At 56.0% G+C, this 23,354-nt stretch carries 15 protein-coding genes, 1 tRNA gene, 2 rRNA genes and 1 riboswitch; of the genes, 6 read left to right on the forward strand and 12 right to left on the reverse strand.

Annotated elements, in window-relative coordinates:
- Positions 1 to 69 precede the first annotated feature (69 nt).
- The 5 genes from AC1M2H_RS26750 to btuB form a co-directional block, all read right to left on the reverse strand.
- A 23S ribosomal RNA gene (locus tag AC1M2H_RS26750) occupies positions 70 to 2,976 on the reverse strand.
- Between the two features lie 230 nt (positions 2,977 to 3,206).
- Positions 3,207 to 3,281, reverse strand: a tRNA-Glu gene (locus tag AC1M2H_RS26755).
- Between the two features lie 87 nt (positions 3,282 to 3,368).
- Positions 3,369 to 4,908, reverse strand: a 16S ribosomal RNA gene (locus AC1M2H_RS26760).
- Together the 16S and 23S rRNA genes with 1 tRNA gene alongside form the textbook arrangement of a ribosomal RNA operon.
- A 393-nt stretch (positions 4,909 to 5,301) precedes the next feature.
- On the reverse strand, positions 5,302 to 6,153 hold the full coding sequence (gene murI, locus AC1M2H_RS26765; RefSeq protein WP_480149707.1) for a glutamate racemase: 852 nt from the start codon (positions 6,151 to 6,153) through the stop codon (positions 5,302 to 5,304).
- On the reverse strand, positions 6,098 to 7,966 hold the full coding sequence (gene btuB, locus AC1M2H_RS26770) for a TonB-dependent vitamin B12 receptor BtuB (protein ID WP_480149708.1): 1,869 nt from the start codon (positions 7,964 to 7,966) through the stop codon (positions 6,098 to 6,100). Before btuB ends, murI begins: the two co-directional genes overlap by 56 nt.
- Positions 7,967 to 8,033: 67 nt before the next feature.
- A riboswitch (cobalamin riboswitch) is annotated at positions 8,034 to 8,213 on the reverse strand.
- A gap of 115 nt (positions 8,214 to 8,328) precedes the next feature.
- On the opposite strand from btuB, the gene trmA reads away from it, so the two are divergent.
- Positions 8,329 to 9,429: a tRNA (uridine(54)-C5)-methyltransferase TrmA gene (trmA, locus tag AC1M2H_RS26775; protein WP_480149709.1), complete on the forward strand. Its 1,101-nt coding sequence runs from the start codon at positions 8,329 to 8,331 to the stop codon at positions 9,427 to 9,429.
- Positions 9,430 to 9,484: 55 nt separating this feature from the next.
- On the opposite strand, the gene AC1M2H_RS26780 is transcribed toward trmA, so the two are convergent.
- Positions 9,485 to 9,844, reverse strand: coding sequence for a YijD family membrane protein (locus AC1M2H_RS26780; protein WP_128879367.1), 360 nt, complete (start codon positions 9,842 to 9,844; stop codon positions 9,485 to 9,487).
- A 15-nt stretch (positions 9,845 to 9,859) separates the two neighbouring features.
- Entirely contained in the window at positions 9,860 to 10,495 is a 636-nt protein-coding gene (gene fabR / locus AC1M2H_RS26785; protein ID WP_045853644.1) for an HTH-type transcriptional repressor FabR, read from the reverse strand.
- Between the two features lie 195 nt (positions 10,496 to 10,690).
- Here fabR and sthA point away from each other — a divergent pair, with 195 nt between their 5' ends.
- Entirely contained in the window at positions 10,691 to 12,091 is a 1,401-nt protein-coding gene (gene sthA / locus AC1M2H_RS26790; protein ID WP_426813580.1) for a Si-specific NAD(P)(+) transhydrogenase, read from the forward strand.
- Here sthA and oxyR read toward each other — a convergent pair.
- The 4 genes from oxyR to argC all read right to left on the reverse strand — a co-directional run bounded on the left by oxyR (position 12,074) and on the right by argC (position 16,482).
- On the reverse strand, positions 12,074 to 12,991 hold the full coding sequence (oxyR, locus tag AC1M2H_RS26795; RefSeq protein WP_480149710.1) for a DNA-binding transcriptional regulator OxyR: 918 nt from the start codon (positions 12,989 to 12,991) through the stop codon (positions 12,074 to 12,076). The two genes, sthA and oxyR, sit on opposite strands and share 18 nt — an antisense overlap.
- Before the next feature lie 259 nt (positions 12,992 to 13,250).
- A complete protein-coding gene (argH, locus tag AC1M2H_RS26800; RefSeq protein WP_480149711.1) occupies positions 13,251 to 14,624 on the reverse strand; it encodes an argininosuccinate lyase in 1,374 nt (457 codons plus the stop codon).
- Positions 14,625 to 14,694: 70 nt separating this feature from the next.
- Positions 14,695 to 15,471, reverse strand: coding sequence for an acetylglutamate kinase (gene argB / locus AC1M2H_RS26805; RefSeq protein WP_480152043.1), 777 nt, complete (start codon positions 15,469 to 15,471; stop codon positions 14,695 to 14,697).
- Between the two features lie 6 nt (positions 15,472 to 15,477).
- Positions 15,478 to 16,482: an N-acetyl-gamma-glutamyl-phosphate reductase gene (argC, locus tag AC1M2H_RS26810; RefSeq protein WP_480149712.1), complete on the reverse strand. Its 1,005-nt coding sequence runs from the start codon at positions 16,480 to 16,482 to the stop codon at positions 15,478 to 15,480.
- A 179-nt stretch (positions 16,483 to 16,661) separates the two neighbouring features.
- Between argC and argE the strand changes: the two genes are divergently transcribed.
- Together argE and ppc are read left to right on the forward strand one after the other, a co-directional pair.
- Positions 16,662 to 17,813, forward strand: a complete 1,152-nt coding sequence (gene argE, locus AC1M2H_RS26815; protein WP_480149713.1) for an acetylornithine deacetylase — start codon at positions 16,662 to 16,664, stop codon at positions 17,811 to 17,813.
- A gap of 256 nt (positions 17,814 to 18,069) precedes the next feature.
- Positions 18,070 to 20,721, forward strand: coding sequence for a phosphoenolpyruvate carboxylase (ppc, locus tag AC1M2H_RS26820; protein WP_480149714.1), 2,652 nt, complete (start codon positions 18,070 to 18,072; stop codon positions 20,719 to 20,721).
- 61 nt (positions 20,722 to 20,782) lie between these two features.
- On the opposite strand, the gene zinT is transcribed toward ppc, so the two are convergent.
- Positions 20,783 to 21,433 carry a metal-binding protein ZinT gene (gene zinT, locus AC1M2H_RS26825; protein WP_480149715.1) on the reverse strand — a complete coding sequence of 217 codons (651 nt, stop codon included), beginning with the start codon at positions 21,431 to 21,433 and terminating at the stop codon, positions 20,783 to 20,785.
- 153 nt (positions 21,434 to 21,586) lie between these two features.
- Here zinT and AC1M2H_RS26830 point away from each other — a divergent pair, with 153 nt between their 5' ends.
- A complete protein-coding gene (locus AC1M2H_RS26830; RefSeq protein ID WP_480149716.1) occupies positions 21,587 to 22,450 on the forward strand; it encodes a helix-turn-helix transcriptional regulator in 864 nt (287 codons plus the stop codon).
- 202 nt (positions 22,451 to 22,652) lie between these two features.
- Entirely contained in the window at positions 22,653 to 23,315 is a 663-nt protein-coding gene (gene fsa, locus AC1M2H_RS26835; RefSeq protein ID WP_480149717.1) for a fructose-6-phosphate aldolase, read from the forward strand.
- Positions 23,316 to 23,354: the final 39 nt, after the last annotated feature.

The following is a 23,354-nucleotide window of genomic DNA, read 5'->3' on the forward strand; positions in this document are numbered from 1 at the left end:
ATAAGGCCTGTCAGTTAATCTGTATCAAGCTGACTATTCGTCTCTTCGCCAAAACAGCTTCGGCGTTGTAAGGTTAAGCCTCACGGTTCATTAGTATCGGTTAGCTCAACGTATCGCTACGCTTACACACCCGACCTATCAACGTCGTCGTCTTCAACGTTCCTTCAGGACTCTCAAGGAGTCAGGGAGAACTCATCTCGGGGCAAGTTTCGTGCTTAGATGCTTTCAGCACTTATCTTTTCCGCATTTAGCTACCGGGCAATGCCATTGGCATGACAACCCGAACACCAGTGATGCGTCCACTCCGGTCCTCTCGTACTAGGAGCAGCCCCCCTCAATTCTCCAGCGCCCACGGCAGATAGGGACCGAACTGTCTCACGACGTTCTAAACCCAGCTCGCGTACCACTTTAAACGGCGAACAGCCGTACCCTTGGGACCTACTTCAGCCCCAGGATGTGATGAGCCGACATCGAGGTGCCAAACACCGCCGTCGATATGAACTCTTGGGCGGTATCAGCCTGTTATCCCCGGAGTACCTTTTATCCGTTGAGCGATGGCCCTTCCATTCAGAACCACCGGATCACTATGACCTGCTTTCGCACCTGCTCGCGCCGTCACGCTCGCAGTCAAGCTAGCTTATGCCATTGCACTAACCTCCTGATGTCCGACCAGGATTAGCTAACCTTCGTGCTCCTCCGTTACTCTTTGGGAGGAGACCGCCCCAGTCAAACTACCCACCAGACACTGTCCGCAACCCGGATTACGGGCCCACGTTAGAACACCAGCCATTAAAGGGTGGTATTTCAAGGATGGCTCCACGCAGACTGGCGTCCACGCTTCAAAGCCTCCCACCTATCCTACACATCAAGGACCAGTGTTCAGTGTCAAGCTATAGTAAAGGTTCACGGGGTCTTTCCGTCTTGCCGCGGGTACACTGCATCTTCACAGCGAGTTCAATTTCACTGAGTCTCGGGTGGAGACAGCCTGGCCATCATTACGCCATTCGTGCAGGTCGGAACTTACCCGACAAGGAATTTCGCTACCTTAGGACCGTTATAGTTACGGCCGCCGTTTACCGGGGCTTCGATCAAGAGCTTCTCCTTACGGATAACCCCATCAATTAACCTTCCGGCACCGGGCAGGCGTCACACCGTATACGTCCACTTTCGTGTTTGCACAGTGCTGTGTTTTTAATAAACAGTTGCAGCCAGCTGGTATCTTCGACTGAGTTCAGCTCCACGAGCGAGTCGCTTCACTTACCATCAGCGTGCCTTCTCCCGAAGTTACGGCACCATTTTGCCTAGTTCCTTCACCCGAGTTCTCTCAAGCGCCTTGGTATTCTCTACCTGACCACCTGTGTCGGTTTGGGGTACGATTTGATGTTACCTGATGCTTAGAGGCTTTTCCTGGAAGCAGGGCATTTGTTACTTCAGCACCGTAGTGCCTCGTCGTCACACCTCAGCGTTAAAAGGTTCCGGATTTACCTGGAACCTCCGCCTACATGCTTAAACCGGGACAACCGTCGCCCGGCTAACATAGCCTTCTCCGTCCCCCCTTCGCAGTAACACCGAGTACAGGAATATTAACCTGTTTCCCATCGACTACGCCTTTCGGCCTCGCCTTAGGGGTCGACTCACCCTGCCCCGATTAACGTTGGACAGGAACCCTTGGTCTTCCGGCGAGCGGGCTTTTCACCCGCTTTATCGTTACTTATGTCAGCATTCGCACTTCTGATACCTCCAGCAACCCTCACAGGCCACCTTCAACGGCTTACAGAACGCTCCCCTACCCAACAACGCATACGCGTCGCTGCCGCAGCTTCGGTGCATGGTTTAGCCCCGTTACATCTTCCGCGCAGGCCGACTCGACCAGTGAGCTATTACGCTTTCTTTAAATGATGGCTGCTTCTAAGCCAACATCCTGGCTGTCTGGGCCTTCCCACATCGTTTCCCACTTAACCATGACTTTGGGACCTTAGCTGGCGGTCTGGGTTGTTTCCCTCTTCACGACGGACGTTAGCACCCGCCGTGTGTCTCCCGTGATAACATTCTTCGGTATTCGTAGTTTGCATCGGGTTGGTAAGTCGGGATGACCCCCTAGCCGAAACAGTGCTCTACCCCCGAAGATGAGTTCACGAGGCGCTACCTAAATAGCTTTCGGGGAGAACCAGCTATCTCCCGGTTTGATTGGCCTTTCACCCCCAGCCACAAGTCATCCGCTAATTTTTCAACATTAGTCGGTTCGGTCCTCCAGTTAGTGTTACCCAACCTTCAACCTGCCCATGGCTAGATCACCGGGTTTCGGGTCTATACCCTGCAACTTAACGCCCAGTTAAGACTCGGTTTCCCTGCGGCTCCCCTATACGGTTAACCTTGCTACAGAATATAAGTCGCTGACCCATTATACAAAAGGTACGCAGTCACCCCATAAAAGAGGCTCCCACTGCTTGTACGTACACGGTTTCAGGTTCTTTTTCACTCCCCTCGCCGGGGTTCTTTTCGCCTTTCCCTCACGGTACTGGTTCACTATCGGTCAGTCAGGAGTATTTAGCCTTGGAGGATGGTCCCCCCATATTCAGACAGGATACCACGTGTCCCGCCCTACTCTTCGAACTCACAGAATGTGCATTTTAGTGTACGGGAGTATCACCCTGTACCCTGCGACTTTCCAGACGCTTCCACTAACACACAAACTGATTCAGGTTCCGGGCTGCTCCCCGTTCGCTCGCCGCTACTGGGGGAATCTCGGTTGATTTCTTTTCCTCGGGGTACTTAGATGTTTCAGTTCCCCCGGTTCGCTTCGTTAAGCTATGTATTCACTTAACGATAGTGCAACGAATTGCACTGGGTTTCCCCATTCGGAAATCGCCGGTTATAACGGTTCATATCACCTTACCGACGCTTATCGCAGATTAGCACGTCCTTCATCGCCTCTGACTGCCAGGGCATCCACCGTGTACGCTTAGTCGCTTAACCTCACAACCCGAAGCTGTTTCGTAAAACAGTCGCGTTGCGAAAATTTGAGAGACTCGAACACACCGCTTTTCCTTTCTTAATTACGGAGGAAGGAAACGATGTGTCGTTTCAATTTTCAGCTTGATCCAGATTTTTAAAGAGCAAATATCTCAAACGTGACTTGCTATTTTCATAGCGTAATCAGTTTTGAGATACTGATGGGTTGTGCCTTTCACTCACGAACCAGCAAGTGGCGTCCCCTAGGGGATTCGAACCCCTGTTGCCGCCGTGAAAGGGCGGAGTCCTAACCGCTAGACGAAGGGGACACAAAGTGTCTCGACTTCGCAGCCGTCTTGCTTCTCTACATCTATCAGACAATCTGTGTGAGCACTACAAAGGCAGGTTCTTTCAGGTAAGGAGGTGATCCAACCGCAGGTTCCCCTACGGTTACCTTGTTACGACTTCACCCCAGTCATGAATCACAAAGTGGTAAGCGCCCTCCCGAAGGTTAAGCTACCTACTTCTTTTGCAACCCACTCCCATGGTGTGACGGGCGGTGTGTACAAGGCCCGGGAACGTATTCACCGTGGCATTCTGATCCACGATTACTAGCGATTCCGACTTCACGGAGTCGAGTTGCAGACTCCGATCCGGACTACGACATACTTTATGAGGTCCGCTTGCTCTCGCGAGGTCGCTTCTCTTTGTATATGCCATTGTAGCACGTGTGTAGCCCTGGTCGTAAGGGCCATGATGACTTGACGTCATCCCCACCTTCCTCCAGTTTATCACTGGCAGTCTCCTTTGAGTTCCCGGCCTAACCGCTGGCAACAAAGGATAAGGGTTGCGCTCGTTGCGGGACTTAACCCAACATTTCACAACACGAGCTGACGACAGCCATGCAGCACCTGTCTCACGGTTCCCGAAGGCACTAAAGCATCTCTGCTGAATTCCGTGGATGTCAAGACCAGGTAAGGTTCTTCGCGTTGCATCGAATTAAACCACATGCTCCACCGCTTGTGCGGGCCCCCGTCAATTCATTTGAGTTTTAACCTTGCGGCCGTACTCCCCAGGCGGTCGACTTAACGCGTTAGCTCCGGAAGCCACTCCTCAAGGGAACAACCTCCAAGTCGACATCGTTTACAGCGTGGACTACCAGGGTATCTAATCCTGTTTGCTCCCCACGCTTTCGCACCTGAGCGTCAGTCTTTGTCCAGGGGGCCGCCTTCGCCACCGGTATTCCTCCAGATCTCTACGCATTTCACCGCTACACCTGGAATTCTACCCCCCTCTACAAGACTCAAGCCTGCCAGTTTCAAATGCAGTTCCCAGGTTGAGCCCGGGGATTTCACATCTGACTTAACAGACCGCCTGCGTGCGCTTTACGCCCAGTAATTCCGATTAACGCTTGCACCCTCCGTATTACCGCGGCTGCTGGCACGGAGTTAGCCGGTGCTTCTTCTGCGAGTAACGTCAATTGCTGAGGTTATTAACCTCAACACCTTCCTCCTCGCTGAAAGTACTTTACAACCCGAAGGCCTTCTTCATACACGCGGCATGGCTGCATCAGGCTTGCGCCCATTGTGCAATATTCCCCACTGCTGCCTCCCGTAGGAGTCTGGACCGTGTCTCAGTTCCAGTGTGGCTGGTCATCCTCTCAGACCAGCTAGGGATCGTCGCCTAGGTGAGCCATTACCTCACCTACAAGCTAATCCCATCTGGGCACATCTGATGGCATGAGGCCCGAAGGTCCCCCACTTTGGTCTTGCGACGTTATGCGGTATTAGCTACCGTTTCCAGTAGTTATCCCCCTCCATCAGGCAGTTTCCCAGACATTACTCACCCGTCCGCCGCTCGTCACCCGAGAGCAAGCTCTCTGTGCTACCGCCCGACTTGCATGTGTTAGGCCTGCCGCCAGCGTTCAATCTGAGCCATGATCAAACTCTTCAATTTAAGTTTGATGCTCTTGAATTAAACTTCGTAATGAATTACGTATGTTCACTCAGAGACTTGGTATTCATTTTTCGTCCGAGGACGTTAAGAATCCATGTCACTTTGAGTGCCCACACAGATTGTCTGATAAATTGTTAAAGAGCAGGTGCGACGCGCTTTAGCGCTCTGTCGCGAGGTCCCGTATATTACGTTTTCCTCATTCAGAGTCAAGCGTTTATTTTGCTTTTCTCCGTCGGCTTTCGCGACTGATATTCAGCGCTGAAGCCTGCTGACCCGGCGGCGTGCTGGCCGTTGTTCCGTGTCAGTGGAGGCGCATTATAGGGAGTTCTCCGGCGTTGACAAGCCCTGTTTGCAAAAAACTTTTCAACCGCCTCTTTTTTCATCAAAACGCGCCTAAACTGGCAGTTTTTCCAGCGTTTCAAAGCCGTAGCGCTGTAAAACGGGTAAAAGCTGTTCAGTTTCCGCCGTCAGCGCCATGCAGTATGCAAGGTTTGGATCGCTGGATTTCGCATCTGGCGCCTCATGCTCCAGCAGCCAGACGGTGCGACGGGCGATGGCGGCACCGGAATCAATCATTCGCGTCCCTTCCGGCATCACCTGCTGCAGCTCTTCCTGTAATAGAGGGAAATGGGTGCAGCCCAGCACCACCGTATCGGGCGGTTCGGCCATTCTCAGCCACGGACGCAGAATGCGCCGTAGCTCCTCCAGCGGGACCGGCTCACCATGCAGCTTCGCTTCCGCCAGTTCAACCAGCTCTGCGGAACCCAGCATCTCTATTTTGCATTCATTAGCAAAGCGGCTGATCAGCTCACGCGTATAGGGGCGCTTCACCGTACCGCGCGTCGCCAGCAGGCCGACGACGCCGTTCGCCGTCAAGCGGGCCGCAGGCTTAATCGCCGGAACGACGCCCACGACGGGAAAAGCAAAGCGGTCACGAAGAGCGGGGAGGGAAACGGTGCTGGCGGTGTTACAGGCTATCACGGCCAGCGCCAGCGGATAACGCTGCTGCACGGCGGTGACAATTTCAAGCACGCGCTCAACGATGAACTCTTCGCTCTTCTCCCCGTAAGGAAAAGCCACGTTATCGAAAGCGTAGATGTAATGCAGATTCGGCAGCAGCTGCCGAATCTCATTATAAACCGACAACCCACCGACGCCGGAGTCAAAAACCAGCACGGTGGGGCGTGGATCAGAAGGTGTAGCTGCCAGACAAGTAGTATTCCCGTCCTGCAGTTTGGTAGCCATAAGCTGTCTCGTAATCTTTATCGAACAGGTTGGCTATTTTACCACGAACTGTCAGGCAATCGGTGATCGGATACGCCGCAGAAACGTCAACTGTGCTGTAGGATGGCAAAATTCTCTGCGTATTATTGTACTGAGAGGTGTTGTTGTCGTAACGCTTGCCATAGTACTGCCACGATACGTCCATATCGACGTTGAACATCGTCCAGTCCAGCTGGTACTTCGCCTGCCGCTTAGAGCGTCGGGCCAGGACTTCACCATTGTCATCATTACGCGGATCGACGTACTGCAACGTCACGCGATGGCTGAAAATACCGGTATCCACGCTTCCCGTCCATTCAACGCCCTTGATCGTCGCGGCGTTGATATTGTCATACTCGCCTTCGAAGGTGACAGGATCTGAATAGTAGGTAATCAGGTTAGTAATCTTGTAATGATACGCCGAGAGGCGCCAGTCCAGCGGCCCGGTGAGCCCTTCAAGCCCGGCTTCCCACTGCTGCGACTCTTCAGGCTTCAGGTTTGGATTTGAGCTGATTCCAAAGCGAGTAGAACCGAACTGCTGTCCCAGCGAAGGGGCAAGGAAGCCGGTACCATAGCCCAGGGTCACACGATAGTTTTCGACAAACTCCCAGCCGGCAGTGGTCTGCCATGTTCCGTGCCAGCCAAACTGTTCGTCGTGATCTTCGCGGCCGGAGGCTTCGAGGGTCACGTCGCCAAACTGCTGCTGCCCGGTCAGATACAGGCCGGTATTGTCGCGCTTGTAGGTGTCCGATAATACCGTATCCGAGGAGGTCAAACGCTGCTGCTGCCAGTCTACGCCAGCGCTCACCGAGCCATGACCAACAATAAGGTTGTTACCCCACTGCAGATTACGCTGGGTCATGCGATCGAGCGTGGTGCCATCATTATAACGGCCATAGATGCTGCTGTAGTTATAGTCTTTGACCTTCTGATAGCTGGCAACGAGCTGCGATGAGTAGATCCCAGAGCTGTACTTCAGTCCCGCGTCCCAGCTCTGATTATAGAGCTGCTCTTCATCTGCGCTGTAGGCTGGGGTGTACGGCGGGCTTCCCAAATCGTAGTCAGTGTTGTTGGTGTAGCTACGACCGCGGAAGAAGCCATCAAAGCTATCGTTAAATTTATGCTCCAGGCTGCCCCAGAATGCTTTGCTACGGAAGCCGTCGCGATCCTGGTCATGGTCCCAGGTTGAGTCTGGCTGGACGTTAAAGCCTTTATTACCCTCATAAGAGCCGGCCACCGTGGCAACCGTATCGCCAAAGCGGTGACGCAGGGTGCCATCATATTGCTGATAGCCTTCAGAACCGACGCCGGCGGTAATCTTAGATTGCTCTTTATCGGAATGGGTAATGACGTTAATCACGCCCCCCATTGCGCCGGAACCATAAATAGCCGAACGCGGGCCGCGGATATATTCCACGCGCTGTACCAGCGACAGCGGGATTTGGTTCAGATCGGGGTTATTCGTAATACCCGGGCGGGACATGGGGATACCATCAACCAGTACCAGCACCTGCTTAGCCTCAGTACCGCGAATAAACAGGGAAGACGTCTGCCTCATTCCTCCGTTCTGCGCGACGTCAACGCCAGGCAAACGACGCATCACATCGTTTAAATTCTTCGCCTGCCAGCGATCGATATCTTCCCGGGTCACCACATCGGTCGGCGCAAGGACCGTATTAACCGGCTGTTGAAAACGATTTGCTGTCACCACTAACGTGTCTGAATTGCTGTCTTGCGCCCAGCCAGAAAATGCCGTGACGGAGAGAGCCGTCATCAGCGAAGCTTTTTTAATCATTGTAAAAGCATCCGTAACATATAAAGGATGCCGCGGGTTTCATCAGTAGCACGCGATGATAGAAACCAAATGCGACGTATACCGGCAGGTCTTCGGGCTCGGGGCGTGTTATGGATGAGGACTTCCCACCGAATATCGGCAGTGTCTGCAGATTGCGTTCATCCCACCTTCCTTACCGCTGCGCGTCAGCCCCAGATTTACACTGGGTTCCCTTTTAACTCACAGGACCGGTTACACAATGCTATAATCAGAAACATATAGAAGTCCAGACTTCTATAATTATATTTGATCCCTCATCCGGGCTGGACTTCCCCGATGCTTTCCCTACAATCCCCGCGTACTTATTTTATTCAGGATGCATCATGACCCCCGAACACCTTCCCACCGAACAATATGAAGCGCAGCTGGCGGAGAAAGTCATTCGTTTGCAAAAAATGATGGCGCCTTTTGCCGCCCCGGTTCCGGAGGTATTTCGTTCGCCGGTCAGCCACTACCGCATGCGCGCTGAATTCCGCCTGTGGCACGATGGCGACGATCTCTACCACATTATGTTTGACCAGCAGACCAAATCGCGGATTCGCGTCGATAGCTTCCCGGCGGCCAGCGAGCTTATCAATCAGCTGATGGTCGCTATCCTCGACGGCGTACGCGATAACCCGGTTCTGCGCCATAAGCTGTTCCAGGTCGACTACCTGACGACCATGAGCAACCAGGCCGTGGTATCGCTGCTGTATCACAAAAAGCTCGGCGACGAGTGGCGTCAGCAGGCGGAAGCATTACGCGACGCGCTGCGCGCGCAAAATCTCAACGTGCAGCTGATTGGCCGGGCAACCAAAACGAAAATCGAGCTCGATCGGGACTACATCGACGAACGTCTGCCGGTAGCCGGTCGGGAAATGATCTACCGCCAGGTTGAGAACAGCTTCACCCAGCCGAACGCGGCGATGAATATCCAGATGCTGGAGTGGGCGCTGGAGAGTACGCAAGGATCGACCGGGGATTTACTGGAGCTGTACTGCGGTAACGGCAACTTCTCCCTCGCGCTGGCGCGTAATTTCGATCGCGTGCTGGCCACGGAAATCGCCAAACCTTCCGTCGCCGCGGCGCAGTACAACATCGCGGCCAACCATATCGATAACGTGCAGATTATCCGTATGGCGGCAGAGGAGTTTACCCAGGCGATGAACGGGGTGCGGGAGTTTAACCGCCTGCAGGGTATCGACCTGCAAAGCTACCGCTGTGAGACGATTTTTGTCGATCCGCCGCGCAGCGGGCTGGACAGCGAAACGGAGAAAATGGTGCAGGCGTATCCGCGAATTCTGTACATCTCCTGCAACCCGGAGACGCTGTGCCAGAACCTGGAAACCCTCAGCCAGACCCATTATATTACGCGCCTGGCACTGTTCGATCAGTTCCCGTACACCCATCATATGGAGTGCGGCGTCTTATTAACCCGCAGGTAGGCGATATTCACAGAACCCGGCATCGCAATGCCTGCCGGGTTCTGGCGTTAAGCGATTACTCTGCCGCCGCATCCTTCCGGTTACGCATCCGGTAGCCGATCCAGAATACCGTAATGACCGACAGCACGGCCGGGAAGAAGTTAGAGCCGATGTCCGGATATTCCGCCCGCACCACGGTGCTGTACAGCAGAACCCCGAGAATAAAGCAGGCGGCAGCCAGGCCCGGCAGCCCCACGGGCATGCTCCGGTTCTGGTAGCGCTGATGCAGGCAGTAGACCGTCAGCAGCAGGGAAAGAATCGGGAAGATGGAAAAGGGAACAATCGAGCTGAACAGCGCGGCGAAGGTTCCGTTAATCGACAGGCCAGCGATCAGCGCCAGCAGCAGCGTACCTTTATCTTGAACTGAGTGTTTCATTGCTCGTCCTTCACGTTATTCGGAATGATTTGATATTTTTTCTTGTTCACGGCGATACCAGTAATACGCGCCTTTCGAGATCATTCTTAGCTGCAGCACCAGCCGTTCTTCCAGCTGTCGACGCTGTTCAAGCCCGACGTCCAGCGCCTCAGCGCCGGCGCTAAATACGATGGTGACCATAGCTTCGGCCTGCGCTTCAGTAAAGGCGCGCGGCATGTGGTTTTCGATTTCTAAATAGTCGGCAAGTTCCGCGATGAAATGCTGAATTTCGCGCGCCACGGCGGCACGAAACGCCGCGGAAGTCCCTGAACGTTCGCGCAACAGCAGGCGAAAAGCGTTCGGGTTATTGCCGATAAACTCCATAAAGGTCGAGACCGAGGTGCGAATCACGCTGCCGCCTTTGGCAATACGCTGGCGCGCCTGACGCATCAGTTGGCGCAGCATCAGGCCGCTTTCATCGACCATCGTCAGGCCGAGCTCATCGACATCGCGAAAATGACGATAAAAGGAGGTCGGCGCAATCCCCGCCTCGCGCGCAACTTCACGCAGGCTTAAGCTGGCGAAACTCCGTTCGGCGCTAAGTTGGCTAAATGCCGCTTCTACCAGCGAACGCCGGGTTTTCTCTTTTTGTAGCGCTCTTACGCCCATCACGTTGTATGAATCCTTCCAGTAACCCTGCTGGCACTATACCAGAGATAAAACTAATCGGTTTACACTGGTTTGTGAAAGATTGTTTACGAGCCGATCATGCTTTTATGCCGCAAAAAAGCGCAACGATAATTGGGTTAAACATCGGTGAATGTTATCATCGTGTTTATTTTATGTATAAAACAGGTGAGTAATGCCATGTCGCACTCTTGGGATTATGATGCAATAGTAATTGGTTCCGGCCCCGGCGGCGAAGGCGCTGCGATGGGGCTGGTGAAACAGGGAGCCCGCGTTGCCGTTATTGAACGCTACCATAACGTCGGCGGTGGCTGTACCCACTGGGGAACCATCCCGTCGAAAGCGCTCCGCCACGCCGTCAGCCGTATTATCGAGTTTAACCAAAACCCTCTCTACAGCGACCACTCCCGCCTTCTTCGCTCCTCCTTCGCCGACATTCTTAACCATGCCGACAGCGTCATTAACCAGCAGACCCATATGCGTCAGGGTTTCTATGAGCGCAACCACTGCGAAATCCTGCAGGGCAATGCGCACTTCGTTGATGAACATACGATCGCCCTGGAGTGTCACGACGGCACCGTTGAAACGGTCACCGCCGAGAAATTCGTTATCGCCTGCGGCTCGCGCCCGTACCACCCGGCAGACGTCGATTTTTCCCACCCGCGCGTGTACGACAGCGACTCCATCCTCAGCCTTCAGCACGAGCCGCGCCATGTGATCATCTACGGCGCGGGGGTCATCGGCTGCGAATACGCGTCGATCTTCCGCGGGATGGAAGTGAAGGTGGATCTGATCAACACCCGCGATCGGCTGCTGGCGTTCCTCGATCAGGAGATGTCCGACTCCCTCTCCTATCACTTCTGGAACAGTGGCGTGGTGATTCGTCACAACGAAGAGTACGAGAAGATTGAAGCCGTGGATGATGGCGTGATCATGCATCTGAAATCGGGCAAAAAGCTGAAGGCGGACTGTCTGCTCTACGCCAACGGCCGTACCGGCAACACCGACTCCCTGGCGCTGGAAAATATCGGCCTGCAAACCGACAGCCGCGGCCAGCTGAAGGTGAACAGCATGTATCAGACCGCGCTGCCGCATATCTATGCCGTTGGCGACGTTATCGGCTATCCGAGCCTGGCTTCGGCCGCTTACGATCAGGGACGCATCGCCGCGCAGGCGCTGATTAAAGGCGAGGCTTCGGCTCACCTGATCGAAGATATTCCGACCGGGATCTACACCATTCCGGAAATCAGCTCGGTGGGTAAAACCGAACAGCAGCTGACCGCCATGAAGGTCCCGTACGAAGTGGGTCGCGCGCAGTTCAAGCACCTGGCGCGCGCGCAGATCGTCGGCATGAGCGTGGGAACCCTGAAAATCCTGTTCCACAGGGAAACGAAAGAGATCCTCGGCATTCATTGCTTTGGCGAGCGCGCGGCCGAAATTATTCACATCGGCCAGGCGATTATGGAGCAGAAAGGTGGCGGTAACACCATTGAGTACTTCGTCAACACCACCTTTAACTACCCGACGATGGCGGAAGCCTATCGGGTAGCCGCGTTAAACGGCTTAAACCGCCTGTTTTAACACTTCGTCGAAATGGCCATCCATCGTGCTACGGATGGCCTCCGCCAGATGTTCATAGCGGCTGCGCAGCGGCGAACCGGGGCGATAAACCAGCCCAATGGTGCGTCGCGGTTCGGGCTTAATGCACGGAATGTACACCACGCCGTCGCGCTTTCTCTCCTGCGGCACCGCCAGCGCAGGCAGCAGGGTAATCCCGCTCCCGGCGGCAACCATGTTACGCAGCGTTTCAAGACTGGTGGCGCGGAAATGCGTATCTTCATCGGCACCGGCTTCAAAGCAAAAGCCCATCGCCTGATCGCGCAGGCAGTGGCCATCTTCCAGCATCAGCAGCTTCTCCCCGGCTAAATCGGACATCGGCACGCGGTCGCGGTTGGCCCACGGGTGATCTGCGTAGATAGCCAGCATCATCGGCTCATCGAACAGCGGCACCTCAATAAAGGCTTCGCTCTCTTTAACCAGCGCCAGGATAGCGCAGTCGAGCTTGCCGCTATCCAGCTGGGCCAGCAGCTGATGGGTTTGGGCCTCATGCAGATACATTTCCAGCTTGGGAAAAGTCTGGTGCAGCATCGGGATAATATGCGGTAGCAGATACGGGCCAATGGTTGGAATCAGGCCGATATGCAGCGGCCCGGACATCGTCTCGCCCTGTTGGCTTGCCATTTCCTTGAGCACTTTTACTTCGCGCAACACCGTACGCGCCTGATCCACCAGCAGCAGGCCCGCCTGGGTAAACAGAACCTTACGGCTGGTACGCTCCAGCAGCATGACTCCAAGCTCATCCTCCAGCTTGCGGATCTGCCCGCTAAGCGTCGGTTGGCTAACGTGGCAAGAGTCCGCCGCGCGCCGGAAGTGGCGGTGCTCGGCTAGCGCAACCAGGTATTCAAGATCGCGAATATTCATTATTCATCCTCCGTCGCCATGATAGTTCATGGCGATAGATAGAATAGCAACGAACGATTATCCCTATCAAGTTTTCTGTTCAATAATAAACCCAGAAACGAGGCAGGTATCAGAAAATTACCGAATTGCCTCAGCGTTTTCCCTAACCGAACAACTAAAGCCAACGTGAACTTTTGCGGACCTCGTGTCCGCTTTTTTTTGCATAAAAAAGCCCGGGCATCGCTCGAGCTTCTCATTTTTGTTCCCTAAGGCGACCGGTTTACGCCAGGCGCTGCTGCGCATCGGCGATCGCCTGCGCAACCTGCTTCGGTGAAACGCCGCCTTTGGCCGCGCGCTTATCCAGACAGGATTGCAGCGACAGAATGGGATAGACATCATCGGCAATCACGCTGCTAAATTTCTGCAGGTCGGCGAGCGCCAGCTCTTCCAGCGGCTTGCCCTGGGCGATCGCTTCGACCACCGCTTCCCCCACGATATGGTGCGCTTCGCGGAACGGTACGCCCTTCGCCACCAGATAATCCGCCAGCTCGGTCGCATTGGCGTAACCCTGCTGCGCCGCTTCTTCGCAACGCGGGCGCTTCACCTGAATGCCGTCCAGCACCAGCGCGGCCATATGCAGGCAATCAAGCCAGGTGTCGAGGGCGTCAAACAGCCCTTCTTTATCTTCCTGCATATCTTTGTTGTAGGCCAGCGGCAGGCCCTTCAGCGTCATCATCATCCCGGTCAGCGCACCCTGAACGCGGCCGCACTTACCGCGGATCAGCTCCAGCGCGTCCGGGTTTTTCTTCTGCGGCATCAGGGAGGAGCCGGAGGTCACGCGATCGGAGAGCTCAATAAAGCCCGCCTCGCCGGTATTAAAGAAAATCAGGTCTTCAGCAAAGCGCGACAGGTGCACCATCCCAATCGCGGCGCCGGAGAGCAGCTCCAGCACGTGATCGCGGTCAGACACGCTATCCAGGCTATTGCGGGTTGCCGAGGCGAAGCCCAGCCAGCCGGCCAGCTGTTCGCGATCGATTTCATAGGCGGTCCCCGCCAGCGCGCCGCTGCCCAGCGGGCTAACGTCGAGGCGCTTCAGGGCGTCCTGCAGGCGGCTTTCATCACGCGCCAGCATTTCTACATAGGCCAGGCACCAGTGGGCAAAGGTCACCGGCTGCGCGCGCTGCAGATGGGTGTAGCCCGGCATCACGGCATCCTGATTACTCTGCGCCGTTTCAACCAGCGCGCCCTGCAGCTGACGATTCGCAGAGAGCAGCTCGGCGATAGTATCCTTGCACCACAGCTTGAGGTCGGTCGCCACCTGGTCGTTGCGGCTACGGCCGGTATGCAGCTTTTTACCCAGCTGGCCGACTTTGTCGATCAGCTTGCCTTCCACCCAGCTGTGAATATCTTCCGCATCGCTTTCAAGGATTTGCTGCGGGTTAGCCCGCACCTCTTCCAGCAGCACGCCCAGCGCCTCTTCCAGCTCCAGCTGCTCACTGGCGCTCAGCACGCCAACCGTCACCAGCGCTTTGGACCAGGCAACGGAGCCAATGATATCCTGCTCCGCCAGGCGATAGTCGAAGCGCAAAGAGTCGTTGAACTGTTTGAACCGCTGATCTGCTGCCTGAGTAAAACGCCCGCCCCAAAGTGCCATAATGTGCTTCCTTCAAATTTGTTTATTTCTGCCGGGAAGCCCTGCGCTCCCCGTCTGCAAATGTTTTCAATCAGGCCAGAATACGCGTGCCGATCGGCGTGCCGTTAAACAGCGCCGGCAGCTGCTCCGCGTGGCGCCAGGAGGCAATATCCACCGGGCGACCCAGCGCGCGCGCCGCATCCAGCGCGGCGTTCACTTTTACGATCATGCCGTCGGTAATAATACCCTGTTCAATCAGCTGTTCCGCCTTCTCCGCGGTCATCTCCGCGATGCGCTGGCCTTTACCATCAAGGATACCGCTGACGTCGGAAAGTAGGATCAGATCGGCGCCGAGGGTGGCCGCCAGCGCGGTCGCGGCCTGATCGGCGTTGACGTTCATCAGCTGCCCTTCATCGGTCACGCCGATAGAGCTCACCACCGGCAGGTAGCCGCCCGCCAGCAGGGTATTGATCAGCGCCGGCGAGCCCGGCAGGGCCAGGCCAACGTGCCCCAGCTCTTCGGCAAGCTGGGTCACCTTAACGCTATCGCCATCGCCGAGGAACAGGCCAACGCTGGCAATACCGTGCTTTTTCGCCCACGCCAGCAGCGTTTTATTGGCGGTGCCCGCCAGCGCGCCGGTAATAATGTCGATTTGATCCGCCGGCGTTACCCGCAGCCCATTTTTCTTGCTTACCGGCAGGTTAAGCTGCTTCATCAGCTCATCGACCACGCAGCCGCCGCCGTGCACGATAATCAGCGGACGCTGATGCGTTTCACGGTAGTTCACCAGCGCGGTAAACAGGCGCGCCAGCGCTTCTTCGCTATCCAGCAACACGCCGCCGAGTTTGATAATTAATGGGTTCATAATCACACCTTAAATAAGAGACTGCGTCTCAGCGAAGCCGAAACGAATATTCGCGCACTGGACTGCCTGCGCCGCTGCGCCTTTAAGCAGGTTATCTTCCGCCGCCACCACGATGATATGCTCATCCTGGACCGCAAAACCGATATCACAGAATGGCAGACCCACGACATTTTTCAATGCCGGCAGCGCGTTATCGTATAAACGGACCAGCGGTTTATCGGCGTATGCCTGCTGGAAGACGGCGGCTACCTGCTCTTTGCTGACGCCCGGCTTCAGACGACAGGTGATGGTTTCCAGAATACCGCGCTTAAAGTTGCCCAGATGCGGGGTAAAAATAACCTCCGCGCCAAGGTGAGTAGAGATTTCCGGGTGGTGACGATGGTTGAAAACGCCGTACGGCTGCAGGCTCACTTCACAGAAGCTGTTGCCGATCGCCGCCTTACGGCCCGCTCCGCTCACGCCGCTGGTGGCGTTGATCACCGGCCACTGATTAAGATCCAGCAGCCCGTCATCGATCAGTGGTTTTAGCGACAGCTGGGCCGCGGTCGGGTAGCAGCCAGGAACGGCGATTAAATTGGCCTCTTTCAGCCGCTCGGCGCCCCACTCGGCCAGGCCATAGACCGCCTGCTCGAGCAGCGCCGGATGCTGATGGGTAAAGCCGTAATATTTCTCGTAGAAGGCGCCGTCGTTCACGCGGAACGCGCCGGAGAGATCAAACACCACGCAGCCGGCGGCGAGAAACTGCGGCGCCAGGTCGTGGCTCACTTCATGGGCGGTCGCGAGGAAGACGACGTCCACCCCGGCGCTAAATTCGCTGATATCTGACATGGGCTGCAGCGGCAGATCGACTATGCCTTTCAGCTGCGGATGTAAATCGGAAATTAATTTCCCCGCATCATTACTTTGCGAGGAGACCGTCAAAGCGGTTATGGTCATATGAGGATGGCGATTTACATAGGTCACTAGCTCTGCGCCGGCATAACCGCTGGCACCCACTATCAGCGTATTCAACATTGGGGCTCTTCACCTTCTTACATCTGTTTGCCTGGGAAGACCGTTATCTTCCTCACCCTGTTAAGCCGTAAGAGCATTTCCTTACATTCGATGGGTTTTCTTACGCTCAACGATAATGTATTTTTATTCACAAATACTGCATGAATATTGATACTATCACGACCCGAGGTGTGTCAACAATGAAAAACAATTTACCGCCGTTTATCGAGATTTACCGCGCATTGATCGCCACACCCTCCATCAGCGCAACCGAAGAGTCGCTGGATCAAAGCAATGAGACTTTAATCAATTTGCTGGCAGGCTGGTTCCGCGAAATTGGCTTCAACGTCGAAGTTCAGCCGGTGCCGGATACGCGCAATAAATTCAACATGCTGGCCAGTACCGGCCAGGGCGCCGGCGGCCTGCTGCTCGCCGGGCATACCGATACCGTGCCGTTCGATGATGGCCGCTGGACCCGCGATCCGTTCGCCCTCACCGAGCATGACAACAAGCTCTACGGTCTCGGCACCGCCGACATGAAGGGCTTCTTCGCCTTTATTCTTGACGCCCTGCGCGATGTCGACGTCAGTAAGCTCAAAAAACCGCTCTATATTCTGGCCACCGCCGATGAAGAGACCAGCATGGCCGGGGCTCGCTACTTTGCCGAAACCACCCGCCTGCGCCCGGACTGCGCAATTATCGGCGAGCCAACCTCCCTGCTGCCGGTGCGGGCGCACAAGGGCCATATCTCCACCGCCGTTCGCGTCCAGGGCCAGTCGGGCCACTCCAGCGATCCGGCGCGCGGGGTTAACGCCATTGAGCTGATGCACGACGCGATTGGCCGCATTATGCAGCTGCGCGATACGCTGAAAGAGCGCTATCACTTTGCCGCCTTCACCGTCCCCTACCCGACGCTCAACCTAGGCTCGATTCACGGCGGCGACGCCTCTAACCGCATCTGCGCCTGCTGCGAGCTGCATATGGATATCCGCCCGCTGCCGGGCATGACGCTCAACGATCTCAACGGGCTGCTGGATGAGGCGCTGGCGCCGGTCAGCGAACGCTGGCCGGGCCGTTTGAGCGTGAGCGAACTCCACCCGCCGATCCCCGGCTATGAGTGCCCGCCGGATCATCAGCTCGTTCAGGTGGTGGAAAAACTGCTCGGCGCACAAACCGAAGTCGTCAACTACTGCACCGAAGCGCCGTTTATCCAGACCATCTGCCCGACGCTGGTCCTCGGTCCAGGCTCCATCAACCAGGCCCACCAGCCGGATGAGTATCTGGAAACCCGGTTTATTAAGCCGACCCGCGAGCTTATTACCCAGGTTGTCCATCATTTCTGCTGGCACTGAGACCGCTTTTTTCCCCGCCCTTTATTCAGGGGCGGGACAGTGACAATTGTCACATTCCCATAAGCAATGCTTATCAAGCGACCTCTGAGTTAAATTTCGCAAATTGCCGCCATTTATTCGTTTGCTGAAGCGATTTCGCAACAATTGACGTAGGGGTTTTTACGTGGCTTTATAAAAGACGGCTGCTTATCCGCGGCTCATCGTTGCCGAGTAGCGGATATAACAAAATAAAATGAGATGGGGTGTCTGGGGTAACATGAACGAACAATATTCCGCTTTGCGTAGTAATGTCAGTATGCTCGGTAAGGTGCTAGGCGATACCATCAAGGATGCGCTGGGAGAGAACATTCTTGATCGTGTCGAAACTATTCGTAAATTGTCCAAGTCTTCTCGCGCCGGCAATGAAGCCAATCGCCAGGAGCTGCTCACCACGCTGCAAAATTTGTCCAACGATGAGCTGCTGCCGGTTGCACGCGCCTTCAGCCAGTTTCTGAACCTGGCCAATACCGCAGAGCAGTACCACAGCATTTCGCCAAACGGCGAAGCGGCCAGCAACCCGGAAGTGATTGCCCGTACCCTGAGAAAGCTCAAAGGCCAATCCCATCTCAACGAAGAGACCATTAAAAAAGCGGTGGAGTCGCTGTCGCTGGAGCTGGTATTAACCGCCCACCCGACCGAAATCACCCGCCGCACGCTGATCCACAAAATGGTGGAAGTGAATAACTGCCTGAAGCAGCTTGATAACAAAGAGATCGCTGACTACGAGCACCACCAGCTGATGCGCCGCCTGCGCCAGCTGATCGCCCAGTCATGGCATACCGATGAAATCCGTAAATATCGCCCGACGCCGGTTGACGAGGCGAAGTGGGGCTTTGCGGTGGTCGAAAACAGCCTGTGGGAAGGCGTGCCGAACTACCTGCGCGAGCTGAACGAACAGCTGGAAGAAAACCTCGGCTATCAGCTGCCGGTCGACTTCGTACCGGTGCGCTTCACCTCCTGGATGGGCGGTGACCGCGACGGCAACCCGAACGTGACCTCCGATATCACCCGCCACGTGCTGCTGCTTAGCCGCTGGAAAGCCACCGATCTGTTCCTCAAAGACGTCCAGCTGCTGATTTCTGAGCTGTCGATGGTCGAGTGTACCGACGAACTGCGCGAAATGGCCGGCGCCGAAGGGGCACAGGAGCCGTACCGCTATCTGATGAAAAAGCTGCGCGGCCAGCTGATGGATACCCAGTCCTGGCTGGAAGCGCGCCTGAAAGGGCAAAAGCTGCCGAAACCCGCTGGCCTGATTACCCAGAACGCACAGCTGTGGGAGCCGCTTTACGCCTGCTACAAATCCCTGCAGGCCTGCGGCATGGGCATTATCGCCAACGGTGAGCTGCTCGATACCCTGCGCCGCGTGAAGTCTTTCGGCGTGCCGCTGGTACGCATCGATATTCGTCAGGAAAGTACCCGCCATACCGAAGCGCTGGGCGAAATGACCCGCTATCTCGGCATCGGCGATTATGAAAGCTGGTCAGAAGCCGACAAGCAGGCCTTCCTGATCCGCGAGCTGAACTCCAAGCGCCCGCTGCTGCCGCGCCAGTGGGAGCCGAGCAATGAAACCCGCGAAGTGCTCGATACCTGCAAAGTGATCGCCGAAGCGCCGCACGGATCCATCGCCGCCTACGTGATCTCCATGGCGAAGACGCCGTCTGACGTGCTGGCCGTACACCTGCTGCTCAAAGAAGCCGGCATTGGCTTCGCGCTGCCGGTTGCTCCGCTGTTTGAAACCCTCGACGACCTGAACAACGCCAACGACGTGATGACCCAACTGCTGAATATTGACTGGTATCGCGGCTTTATTCAGGGCAAACAGATGGTCATGATCGGCTACTCTGACTCGGCGAAAGATGCGGGCGTCATGGCCGCCTCCTGGGCGCAGTACCAGGCTCAGGACGCGCTGATCAAAACTTGCGAAAAAGCCGGTATCGAGCTGACGCTGTTCCACGGTCGCGGCGGATCTATCGGTCGCGGCGGCGCCCCGGCGCACGCGGCGCTGCTTTCTCAGCCTCCTGGCAGCCTGAAAGGCGGCCTGCGCGTAACCGAACAGGGCGAGATGATCCGCTTCAAGTTCGGTCTGCCGGAAGTCACCATCAGCAGCCTGTCGCTGTATACCAGCGCCATTCTCGAAGCGAACCTGCTGCCACCGCCGGAACCCAAGCCGGAATGGCGCAATATCATGGCCGAGCTGTCCGACATTTCTTGTGAAATGTACCGCGGCTACGTGCGTGAAAATAAAGACTTCGTACCTTACTTCCGCTCCGCCACTCCGGAGCAGGAGCTGGGCAAGCTGCCGCTCGGCTCACGCCCGGCGAAACGCCGTGCTACCGGCGGGGTAGAATCTCTGCGCGCGATCCCGTGGATCTTCGCCTGGACGCAGAACCGCCTGATGCTGCCGGCCTGGCTGGGCGCCGGCACCGCGCTGCAGAAAGTGGTGGAAGATGGCAAACAGAGCGAGCTGGAAACCATGTGTCGCGACTGGCCGTTCTTCTCAACCCGTCTCGGGATGCTGGAAATGGTGTTCTCGAAGGCCGACCTGTGGCTGGCGGAATATTACGATCAGCGCCTGGTGAAACCCGAGCTGTGGGGCCTCGGCAGCGAGCTGCGCGAGCTGCTCTCTTCCGGTATCAGCGTGGTGCTCGATATCGCCAACGATTCCCACCTGATGGCCGATCTGCCGTGGATTGCCGAGTCTATTCAGCTGCGTAATATCTATACCGACCCGCTGAACGTCCTGCAGGCCGAGCTGCTGTACCGTTCGCGTCTGGCGGAAGAGCAGGGCAAGGATCCGGACCCGCGCGTTGAGCAGGCGCTGATGGTCACCATCGCCGGCGTGGCTGCCGGCATGCGTAACACCGGCTAACCACTCTCCTGCATCAGCATAAATCCCCGGATGGCGGCGTACGCGCCCCCGGGGATTTTTATTAATGGTGCAGCATCTCGTCGACAATCTGCTCTTTATGCAGCGCATAAGGGTAGTACGTCGGCCAGTTATCCATCTCTTTCAGCAGGGACTCCTGCGAATCGCTCCCCATATAAATATGAAAGTGCTGCGATTTTCTCGGGCCAATCGTATGATCGCTAAACTGAACGAATTTTGGCGCCTTCGAGTCTGCCTGCTGGCATTCAAATAAATAGCGCACGCCCTTCTTGCCGGAAGCATAGTGCAGGATCTTATAGCCGGAATAGGCGTACCGACAGGCGCTAACCTCTTTCCCGACGTGGAACTCCATCACGTTGTCTTCAATCCCAATTTGATCGACGTCGGTGGCATAGCCCTTCTTATAATATTCCCGATACTCGGCGACGCTTTTCGCCCCCGGCTTTTTGGCCTTCTGCTCGAGCACCGGATCCAGGTCCCCTTTAAGCAGATACGGATTCACCGACTGCCAGATACCGTCCCAGTCGCTTAGCGGGCGATCCTTGACGTCCTTATCGGCGAAAATCCCTTCACTCGCCTTCACTTCCGCCTCCGTCAATGCGGGGCCGTGGTCATGGTGCCCGTGGGCAAAAGCCTGGCTACCGGCCAGCAGCAGGCCAGCGCCAAGCGCAAATAGGGATATCTTTGTGGTCATCACTCTCTCCTGAGTTAACTTTTGCAATAAAACGTTACGATATAACATAACATTTATGTTGTGCAACATCTGATGCGTACAGGTTCCCCCCGACTTTTGCCCTTCCCGCGATGTCGGGTATGATAAAAATGTGGGGCTTTTTAAGGAGCAGAAATGGACGGCCATCTCAGTCAGCGCATCGACGCCTTAATTAAAGGCCAGACGGCGATCGGGCAGGTCCGCTTTACTACCGAACATCGCCCGGCCTCCGCGCTGGCGCTGCGGGTCGATTTTCCGCGCCTCGAGGTTATCCTCGAAGGCCAGCGCGGCGATCCCGGTATCAGGGCCGAGCCGGCTCTGCTTGCCCGCTATGATGTGCTGTATATCCCCGCAGGCGGCTGGAATCTTCCGCAGTGGCAGGCGCCCTGCACCGCGTTGAGCATTCAGTTTGGTAAGCAGCAGCTGGAGTTCACCCTCCAGCGCTGGGACGGCGAAACGCTGCATATTGCAGAGAGAGTGCAGACGCCGCGCCGCGGCCCTCGCGTGGGCTCCTTTTTGCTACAGGCGCTCAATGAAATGCAGATGCAGCCGCAGGAGCAGCAAACGGCGCGCTGCATCGTGATAAGCCTGCTAAGCCACTGCGCCGATCTCCTCGGCAGCCAGGTGCAAACCGCTTCCCGCAGCCAGGCGCTGTTTGAAGCGATCCGCAAATATATCGATTCCCGTTTCGCCGACCCTTTAACCCGCGAGTCGGTCGCCGAGGAGTTTTACCTCTCCCCCAACTATCTCTCCCATCTGTTCCAGAAATGCGGCCCCATGGGCTTTAACGAATACCTGAACCACGTGCGTCTCGAACAGGCCCGAATGCTGCTAAAAGGCCACGATATGAAGGTTAAGGATGTCGCTCACGCCTGCGGCTTTGCCGACAGTAACTACTTCTGCCGCCTGTTTCGTAAAAATACCGAACGTTCGCCGTCAGAATATCGCCGCCAGTATCATAGCCAGCTGACGGAAAAGCATCCGTCGGCGAAAAACTAGACTTTTGTAAGTTTTCCCTTACGGCCATCCCCGCGGATCTCTCCAGGGATGCCAGGCACAGGCGGATAAACGTGATCTAAATCACTCTTAGCCGCAATGCGTACATTTATCCAGTTTTTGGCAAATTTGTCATCTGGCGACCCGCCGGACGGAGGCCGTATTCTTATCTCAACATCATTGAATTGAGAATTGAGGAAAGGCTATGGAACTCTATCTGGACACCGCGAACGTAGCAGAAGTTGAACGCCTGGCACGCATCTACCCGCTGGCCGGAGTAACCACCAATCCCAGCATCATCGCCGCGGGAAAAACCTCGGTTTGGGACGTGCTGCCCCGTCTGCAAAAAGCCGTTGGCCCGGATGGGGTCCTGTTTGCCCAGACCATGAGCCGCGATGCGCAGGGCATGGTTGAAGAAGCCAAACGCCTGAGCAACGCCATACCCGGCATCGTGGTAAAAATTCCGGTAACCGCCGAAGGCCTTGCCGCGATAAAGCTGCTGAAAAAAGAGGGTATCACCACGCTCGGCACCGCGGTGTACAGCGCCTCTCAGGGTCTGCTGGCGGCGCTGGCCGGGGCAAAATACGTCGCGCCTTACGTCAACCGCGTTGACGCCCAGGGCGGCGACGGCATCCGTATGGTGCAGGAGCTGCAGACCCTGCTGACGCTGCACGCCCCGGGCAGCAAGGTCCTGGCCGCCAGCTTTAAAACCCCGCGTCAGGCGCTGGACTGCCTGCTGGCCGGGTGTGAAGCTATCACCCTTCCTTTAGATGTAGCGCAACAAATGCTCGGTACGCCCGCGGTAGAGTCAGCAATTGAGAAGTTTGAGCAGGACTGGAATAGCGCTTTTGGAAATCTGAACCTGTAACCCGATCGGCGAACCGCCCGCGGGCGGTATCACGGTCAT

The organism is Klebsiella sp. F11, assembly GCF_056712265.1.

What these genes read in the sequence shown, in the direction of transcription:
- murI (WP_480149707.1), bottom strand. Translation starts at nt 6,153, where the DNA reads ATGGCTACCAAACTGCAGGACGGGAATACTACTTGTCTGGCAGCTACA.
- btuB (WP_480149708.1), bottom strand. Translation starts at nt 7,966, where the DNA reads ATGATTAAAAAAGCTTCGCTGATGACGGCTCTCTCCGTCACGGCATTT.
- trmA (WP_480149709.1), top strand. Translation starts at nt 8,329, where the DNA reads ATGACCCCCGAACACCTTCCCACCGAACAATATGAAGCGCAGCTGGCG.
- AC1M2H_RS26780 (WP_128879367.1), bottom strand. Translation starts at nt 9,844, where the DNA reads ATGAAACACTCAGTTCAAGATAAAGGTACGCTGCTGCTGGCGCTGATC.
- sthA (WP_426813580.1), top strand. Translation starts at nt 10,691, where the DNA reads ATGTCGCACTCTTGGGATTATGATGCAATAGTAATTGGTTCCGGCCCC.
- oxyR (WP_480149710.1), bottom strand. Translation starts at nt 12,991, where the DNA reads ATGAATATTCGCGATCTTGAATACCTGGTTGCGCTAGCCGAGCACCGC.
- argH (WP_480149711.1), bottom strand. Translation starts at nt 14,624, where the DNA reads ATGGCACTTTGGGGCGGGCGTTTTACTCAGGCAGCAGATCAGCGGTTC.
- argC (WP_480149712.1), bottom strand. Translation starts at nt 16,482, where the DNA reads ATGTTGAATACGCTGATAGTGGGTGCCAGCGGTTATGCCGGCGCAGAG.
- argE (WP_480149713.1), top strand. Translation starts at nt 16,662, where the DNA reads ATGAAAAACAATTTACCGCCGTTTATCGAGATTTACCGCGCATTGATC.
- ppc (WP_480149714.1), top strand. Translation starts at nt 18,070, where the DNA reads ATGAACGAACAATATTCCGCTTTGCGTAGTAATGTCAGTATGCTCGGT.
- zinT (WP_480149715.1), bottom strand. Translation starts at nt 21,433, where the DNA reads ATGACCACAAAGATATCCCTATTTGCGCTTGGCGCTGGCCTGCTGCTG.
- AC1M2H_RS26830 (WP_480149716.1), top strand. Translation starts at nt 21,587, where the DNA reads ATGGACGGCCATCTCAGTCAGCGCATCGACGCCTTAATTAAAGGCCAG.
- fsa (WP_480149717.1), top strand. Translation starts at nt 22,653, where the DNA reads ATGGAACTCTATCTGGACACCGCGAACGTAGCAGAAGTTGAACGCCTG.